Here is a 6673-nt window from a genome sequence, read left to right as displayed (position 1 = left end):
GGCTGGAGAAGATCCAGAAGCTGAAAAAATAATCCCCCTCGGGCCCGTCCGGAAAACCCGGACGGGCCCTTTTTCGTCTAAAGACAGAAGAGGTTCTCTTCCCTCCGCCCCAGTCCGCGCATATCCCTTTTTCTCCCCGCATAGGATGGAGCAACAAGAGGCGGGGAGTGTTGTGTTTTGAAGGGTAACATGGAGGAGCGGGCCGAACGGCTGGCTCAGTACATCATCGAAAACCGGACCACGGTCCGCGCCGCCGCACAGAAATTCGGCATCAGCAAATCCACAGTGCACAAGGACATCTCCGAACGGCTGCCCCAGTTCAATCGGGTGCTGTACCAGCAGGTGAAGGAAGTCCTGGAGGTGAACAAGGCCCAGCGACACATCCGCGGCGGCATCGCCACCCGGAAAAAGTACCGCGGGGAATAAAATGCGCATAGACTAGTCTTAGAAAGCTCGCAACGGAGGAATCGATATGGCAAAGCAATCCCGCTGCCGCCGCGTGGCCCGGTCCACACCGGAGCCCCCGGTCGCCGCAGTGCCGGCCACCCCGGAGCCTCCCGTCCGCCGCTGGCCTCACCCGGTGGAGGGCGTGGAGCCCATCCAGGACCTGGATCCGGCACTCCATTACATACGATGCGCCCTCTCCTATCAGAACCAATTGCTGGCTGACATCAAGACGCTCTTGCAGCAGCTGGTTCCGGAGGAGACCCGGGAAGATGCGGAGAATTCCTGAAAAATGGCGTGCCGCGCTCCGGCACGCCATTTTCCTCTTGTGTTTTTCCGCTTCCCGTTTTATAATGTTGCAACGAGTATTATGTAAATCTTCTCACCCAGTTTTTCCAAAGAAACCCCCGCGGCACCGCCGCGGCTGTAAGGAGCGTTTTGAATATGGCAAAGAGAACCCGCCGGAGACGGCGCAGCTGGAGCAGACTGCTGCTTCTCGTGGTCTTTGTGGCCGCCGCACTGTATGCCGGCTACTTCTGTCTCTTCCGTCCCCCTGAGGTCCCCGCCGAAACCACCCGGCCCGACGAAGCGGAGGAGGTCTCCGCCGAAGACACCGCCCAGGACGCGGAGGCCCTGGCCCAGGCGGCCCATCTGGAGCGCAAGCCCTATTTCTACACCATTCTGGTGTCCGGCGTGGATGACCACAATGGCGGCAGCGACACCAATATCCTGGTGGCCGTGGATGCGGAGAACGACTACATCTATGGTGTCAGCATCCCACGGGACACCAAGGCCGTCATCAATGGAAAGAACCACAAGATCAACTTCGCCTATAACTCCGGCGGGACCGCTCTGCTGGCCGAGACCATCTCCCAGCAGCTGGGCATCCCAGTGGATTTTACGGTAACCGTAGATCTGGACGGCTTCGCCGCGCTGGTGAATGCCATCGGCGGCGTGGACTTTGAAGTCCCCATCAGCATGAATTACGACGATCCTTACCAGGACCTGCACATCCACTTCTCCGCCGGGATGCAGCATCTCTCCGGTGCGGAGGCGCTGAAGGTGGTCCGCTTCCGCCACAACAACGACGGCTCCGGCTACGGCAGCGAGGACATCGGCCGGATGCAGACCCAGCAGAACTTCCTAAAAGCCGTGGCTCAACAGACGCTGACGCTCTCCAACGTGGACAAGGTGGGGGAGTTCGCCAAGATCTTCCAGCAGTATGTGGACACGGACCTGTCTCTTGGGAACCTGGCCTGGCTGGGGAAGGAGGCCATCAGCATGGGCGTGGATAAGATCTCCTTCTCCACTCTGCCCAACGAGTGGCGCTCCCCCTACATCTATCTGGACCCGGACGCCACTCTGGAGCTGGTCAACCAGTACCTGAATCCCTATGTGGAGGACCGGACCATGGAGGATTTGGACATCCCCTCCTGAAAAGGCCCCTGTCCGCGTTTTGTTCCATCAGGCAGAAATCCTGAATTCGATCTTCCATTTTGTATAAGGAGGTGCCGTCATGAAGAAACGGGTCCCCGCGCTGGTGCTGGCACTGGCGCTTGCTCTTACTGTCCCCGCCTGGGCCGCCCAGGACACCCCGGACAATTTTGTCCGCAGCAAAACCTACGCCGGCCAGTTCTCCGACCTGACGCCGGAGTCCACGTTCTACGACAATGTGGCGGCGCTGTATGCGTATGGTCTCTCCGTAGGCAAGGCCGACGGCACTTTCGGCCTGCGAGACCAGCTGACCGTTGGGCAGGTGGTGATTTTCGCCGGCCGCATCCGCAGTCTGTACCGCACCGGAGACGCGGAGGCAGGTCCAGGCGCCTATGCCGCCGAGAATGAGGCCGCGGCCCTCCGGTACCTGCGCTATCTCCAGTCGGAGGGTGTCATCGGCACGGAGCTGGACAAGTCCCTCTCCACCCCCGCCACCCGGGCCCAGGTGGCCCATGTGCTGGCGAACACGCTTCCGGAGGAGGCCCTGCCGCCCGTTCACGCGGACCTGGTAACTCAGGCTTACGCCAGCCGGCAGTTCATCACCGACGTGACCGAGTACACCCCCTATTACCAGGACATCCTGACCCTCTACCGCACCGGCGTGTCCGTAGGCAGCGACGCCGCTGGCTCCTTCCTGCCGGACCAGCCCATCACCCGGGGCGCGGCCGCCGCCATGCTGACCCGCATGGTGGATCCAAGCCTGCGGGCAACGCCGGACTGGGACCTGGGAAAGGAGTCCTGGAGCGCCCAGGGCGCTGCCATGGGAGATCTGGTGCCCTTGGGGACGTATATCGCCGCTCCCGCCACTGCGGCGGAGATAGATGAAAGCGTCCGCTACATGCTGGCATCCAACCAGAACACGCTGGTCCTGCAGTACCCCAGTCTCTCCGTAACCTCCGCCCGACGGGTGATGGAGGCGGCCCTGGCAGCTGTGAAAACCTATTGTGAGCAATGCTACAACACGGTCAACTGCACCTATTCTGCGGACGGGTCCATCACCCTCACCTTCTCCGCCGCCAGCGCGGGAGATCAGATCCTGACTTACCGCGACGCGGCCATGGAGGCGGCCATTGCCGTCCATGATGCCCTGTGGGAGAGCGGAGAGATCACCACCTCCATGTCCGACTATGAGAAGGCCCGGGTCTACTTCACCTGGATCTGCGATAACTGCGTCTATGATTACACCGCCGGGGACAGCTCCCTGAGCCATATTGCATACAGCCTGTTTGAAAACGGCACCGCCGTGTGCGACGGGTACACCGGCGCCTACAACCTGCTGCTGAAGCTGGAGGGCATCGACTGCACAGCCCTCTCCAACAACTCCCACATCTGGACCGTGGCCACCTTGGACGGCACAGACTACCACATCGACACCACCTGGGGCGACAGCGGCCCCGCCCCCAATTACGACTACTTCGCCATGACTGCCGAAGAGTCCTGGCAGCACCACAGCTGGTAAGCTGTTGAAAAGCGCCCCCGGCTTTTGCCGGGGGCGCTTTTTTCTCTTCAGGGGCTGCCGACTTTCAAAGATGATGGTCCCGCAGCAGCCGCTTGGCCTGCTCCCACAGCTCGTCGCTGACAGTCTGGACCACCACGACCTTCTGCACCAGCTCCGGCAGGGCAGCCGTCAGCTCATGCTCGATCAGCGTCTCGTTGGTCAGGTCCGCGGAGGGGCACCCGGCACACTGGCCCAGCAGCTTGATATACAGCACGCCGTCCTCCAGGTGGTCGATCTCCAGCTCACCCCCGTGGGCCCGGAGAGACGGGCGCACCTTCTCGTCCAGCACGGCTTCGATCTGCTTCCACTCTTCCCTCATGTGTTTTCCTCCTGTTCTGCCGCCTTGGCGGCGGCAATCTCCTCCCGGATGCGGTGGCGGGTGCTGTCAAACAGCAGCTCCCGGTTGTGGCGGAAATAGGCGTCACAGCCAAACTGCTCCACGAACCAGGAGGTGTTGTACCCGACGGTGATCTCCGTGACGAAGATCACCAGCTCCTGGCTGTCGCCGAAGGTGGTCTCTAGGAAACGGAAGGCGTTGTCGAACATGTCCTTCGTCTCCATGGCCACGGCCTTCCGCCGCTCCACCTCTTCACCGAACCAGCCCCGGACGGCGTCCATAGCCCCTTCCGGGGCCACGGCCTCCCGGTCCAGCCGCTGGCGGTAGTCCTCCAGGGCGTTGATCTCCCGCTGCTTGAGGTCCCGGGACTCCTTGTCCAACTGGCCGGCCTCTTTGGCCTGCTTCATGGCAGTACGCCGCTTCCACAGCAGCTGGTCCAGCACCGTCAGCGGCGGCGCGTCCGCGATCTTCTCCCGAAACTCTGTCAGGGAGGTGTGGAGGGCGTCGGTCAGGGCGTCCTGGCAGCGGGTGTTCCGGGCTTCCTCGCTGAGCCGGGACAGCACCAGCCCCATGACGGAGAGCTTCTCATCAAAGGGCGCCTCCCGCAGCTCCAGCACGGTGATGTTCTCCCAGGTGCCGCTGAGGATCCCCTCCACGTGGTAGGTCTTTTGATACTTGTAGAACATCTCCAGGTAATTGGCGAAGTCCTTGGCAATGCGGGGCATCTGGATGTACTGCCCCACCACCTCCCGGTCCGCCCGGATGCCCAGGGTCTCATAAGCGTACAGCAGTTCGCTGAGATCCTCCCAGCCCCGGGCGGTGGCAAACTGGAGGCCGTCTGCCGTGTTCTCGATGCGGTAGAAGTTGTCCTTCTTGATGTCCAGGTAGGAGAGGATGGCCCCGTGGAGGTTCTTCCGGCGGGCGTACTCCTTCCACACGCCGTAGTCCTCCTCCACGTCGATGCGCTTCACCCGGTCCAGGGTCACCACGTCGAAGTCCCGGACGGACTTGTTGTACTCCGGCGGGTTGCCCGCCGCCACGATCAGCCACCCCTCGGGAAGGGCCTGGTTGCCGAAAGTCTTGCACTGGAGGAACTGGAGCATCATGGGGGCCAGGGTCTCGCTGACGCAGTTGATCTCGTCCAGGAAGAGGATGCCCTCCTGCAGTCCGGTCCGCTCCATCAGCCGGTAAACGGAGGAGAGGATCTCGCTCATGGTGTACTCGGTGACGGAGACCTCCTCCCCGCCATAAGTCCGCTTTTCGATGAAGGGCAGGCCGATGGCGCTCTGTCGGGTGTGGTGGGTGATGGTGTAGGCCACCAGGCCCACGCCGGTCTCGGCGGCGATCTGCTCCATGATCTGGGTCTTGCCCACGCCCGGCGGGCCCATCAGCAGCACCGGCCGCTGGCGCACTGTGGGGATCAGGTAGTTCCCCAGCTGGTCCTTGGCCAGATACGCCTTCAAGGTATTGGTGATCTCCTGCTTTGCCTGTTTGATGTTCATATCGTTAGCTCCTTACAGTTGGGGAAGTTCGTCCAAATCGATCAGGTCCAGCCCGGCGGCTTTGGCCTCCTCCGCTGCCTCCCGGGCGGCCTGTTCCAGGGCCGGGGTGGGCACCACCAGCCGGATGGCCCAGGGGGGCATCTTTACGGACAGGGGCGGCTCCTCCAGCAGCACGAAGGCCGTGTCATAGGGCGGCCGCTTCCGGGGATAGACGCCCATGCCGTCGGTGAAGTATACCAGCCCCCGAAGGGAGGTGAAGGCCCCCTCTACCTGGAGCTCCGCCACGTGTTCAAACACCGGCCGGAAGTCCGTGGCGCTGCCGCCCATCAGAGAGAAGTTCTCCATATAGGCTTTCAATTCCTCCAGGTCGCGGATGGGGGTGTCGGACCGGACCTGGTCGTCGCACTGGAGAATGCGGATGTTCACCTTCCGAGTGAAGGTCTCCGTGCTGCGGAGGATGGCGTAAGTGCAGGCCAGAAACTGCCGCACCAGCTCGCCGGAGGTGGACATAGAGGTGTCCACGGCGATGACGAAGTCCTCGATCCGCTTCTCCTCCTTCGTCTCCGGCGGCTCCACCAGCGGCATGTTGCCGTAGAGCTGGAGGCCATAAGTGTAGAAGATGTAGTCGAAGGCATCTCCGTCTACCGCCATCACCTCCCGGGGTACGGCGAACCTCCGGAGGAAGGTCCGGTAGTCCACGTCGTCCCGGTTGGCCACCTGGATCTGCTCCAGCACCGCCTCGCCGCCGGTGGCCTTGCCGGCCAGCACCGTCTCCAGTCCTGTCTGGGTCTTTTCGGAGACGCCCTGCCACTTCTGCTCCCGCTGCTTCTGCTGCTCCTGGTCCTGCTGGTCCGGATCCCACAGGCCATGATCGTCCACCAGAAAGGTCCGCTGGAGCCGGGCCAGCTCGTACTCCGGCAGGTCCAGCCGCAGGAGATGGCGGTAGATACCCTCTGCCGTCAGCACCGGCATCTCTGCCCGGCACTCGCCGTAGAACTTCTGCTTGGCGGGGACGAAGCCCCCGGCCAGACAGGGGTAGTCCAGCTCGTCCAGGATGCTCTCCACCGCGACGTCGCAGGCCAGGTCCCAAAGCTCCGGCGCTCTGCCCCGCTTCTTCCACAGGTGCCGCAGCATACAGTGGAGCAGCACGTGGAGATAGGCCCGGTCCACCGCCGTCCGGGACCGGAGATACCGCTCCGAGAGGAAGCTGCCGTCGTAGTACAGCGTCTCCCCGTCGGTGGCCAGGGACAGCGTCACACCGCCGCCGGGCTGGAAGTCCAGGCTGCACAACGCCACATCCAGATAGGGCAGATTCAGATACAGTTCGTTCCGGGCCGTCTGCAAAATCTCCAGTCCGATGGCCGTCAGGTCCTTGGCCGCCATGGTGCGCCTCCTTCC

General features: G+C 62.7%; 7 protein-coding genes. 4 read left to right on the top strand and 3 right to left on the bottom strand.

Annotated elements, in window-relative coordinates:
- Nucleotides 1-177 precede the first annotated feature (177 nt).
- The 4 genes from spoIIID (at nt 178) to QVE23_RS03155 (ending at nt 3397) form a co-directional block, all read left to right on the top strand.
- Entirely contained in the window at nt 178-426 is a 249-nt protein-coding gene (spoIIID, locus tag QVE23_RS03170) for a sporulation transcriptional regulator SpoIIID (protein WP_025545171.1), read from the top strand.
- A 46-nt stretch (nt 427-472) separates the two neighbouring features.
- Nucleotides 473-733 carry a hypothetical protein gene (locus QVE23_RS03165; protein WP_021748168.1) on the top strand — a complete coding sequence of 87 codons (261 nt, stop codon included), beginning with the start codon at nt 473-475 and terminating at the stop codon, nt 731-733.
- 155 nt (nt 734-888) lie between these two features.
- Nucleotides 889-1881, top strand: a complete 993-nt coding sequence (locus tag QVE23_RS03160) for an LCP family protein (RefSeq protein ID WP_025544977.1) — start codon at nt 889-891, stop codon at nt 1879-1881.
- Between the two features lie 79 nt (nt 1882-1960).
- Nucleotides 1961-3397, top strand: coding sequence for an S-layer homology domain-containing protein (locus tag QVE23_RS03155; protein ID WP_287967564.1), 1437 nt, complete (start codon nt 1961-1963; stop codon nt 3395-3397).
- A gap of 64 nt (nt 3398-3461) precedes the next feature.
- Here QVE23_RS03155 and QVE23_RS03150 read toward each other — a convergent pair whose 3' ends face one another.
- The 3 genes from QVE23_RS03150 to QVE23_RS03140 are packed head-to-tail and all read right to left on the bottom strand — an operon-like array spanning nt 3462 to nt 6658.
- Nucleotides 3462-3755: a NifU family protein gene (locus QVE23_RS03150; protein ID WP_021748171.1), complete on the bottom strand. Its 294-nt coding sequence runs from the start codon at nt 3753-3755 to the stop codon at nt 3462-3464.
- On the bottom strand, nt 3752-5275 hold the full coding sequence (locus tag QVE23_RS03145; protein WP_287967562.1) for an ATP-binding protein: 1524 nt from the start codon (nt 5273-5275) through the stop codon (nt 3752-3754). The genes QVE23_RS03150 and QVE23_RS03145 overlap by 4 nt, the downstream gene beginning before the upstream one ends.
- A 12-nt stretch (nt 5276-5287) precedes the next feature.
- Nucleotides 5288-6658, bottom strand: a complete 1371-nt coding sequence (locus QVE23_RS03140; protein ID WP_021748173.1) for a vWA domain-containing protein — start codon at nt 6656-6658, stop codon at nt 5288-5290.
- Nucleotides 6659-6673 lie beyond the last annotated feature (15 nt).

This window comes from Oscillibacter sp. KLE 1728, from assembly GCF_934833455.1.
Classification (GTDB): Bacteria; Bacillota; Clostridia; order Oscillospirales; family Oscillospiraceae; genus Oscillibacter; species Oscillibacter welbionis.
Note: the sequence above shows the minus strand (reverse complement) of the source record. Positions and strands in the feature narration are given on the sequence as shown.

What these genes read in the sequence shown, in the direction of transcription:
- QVE23_RS03160 (WP_025544977.1), top strand. Translation starts at nt 889, where the DNA reads ATGGCAAAGAGAACCCGCCGGAGACGGCGCAGCTGGAGCAGACTGCTG.
- QVE23_RS03165 (WP_021748168.1), top strand. Translation starts at nt 473, where the DNA reads ATGGCAAAGCAATCCCGCTGCCGCCGCGTGGCCCGGTCCACACCGGAG.
- QVE23_RS03150 (WP_021748171.1), bottom strand. Translation starts at nt 3,755, where the DNA reads ATGAGGGAAGAGTGGAAGCAGATCGAAGCCGTGCTGGACGAGAAGGTG.
- QVE23_RS03145 (WP_287967562.1), bottom strand. Translation starts at nt 5,275, where the DNA reads ATGAACATCAAACAGGCAAAGCAGGAGATCACCAATACCTTGAAGGCG.
- QVE23_RS03155 (WP_287967564.1), top strand. Translation starts at nt 1,961, where the DNA reads ATGAAGAAACGGGTCCCCGCGCTGGTGCTGGCACTGGCGCTTGCTCTT.
- QVE23_RS03140 (WP_021748173.1), bottom strand. Translation starts at nt 6,658, where the DNA reads ATGGCGGCCAAGGACCTGACGGCCATCGGACTGGAGATTTTGCAGACG.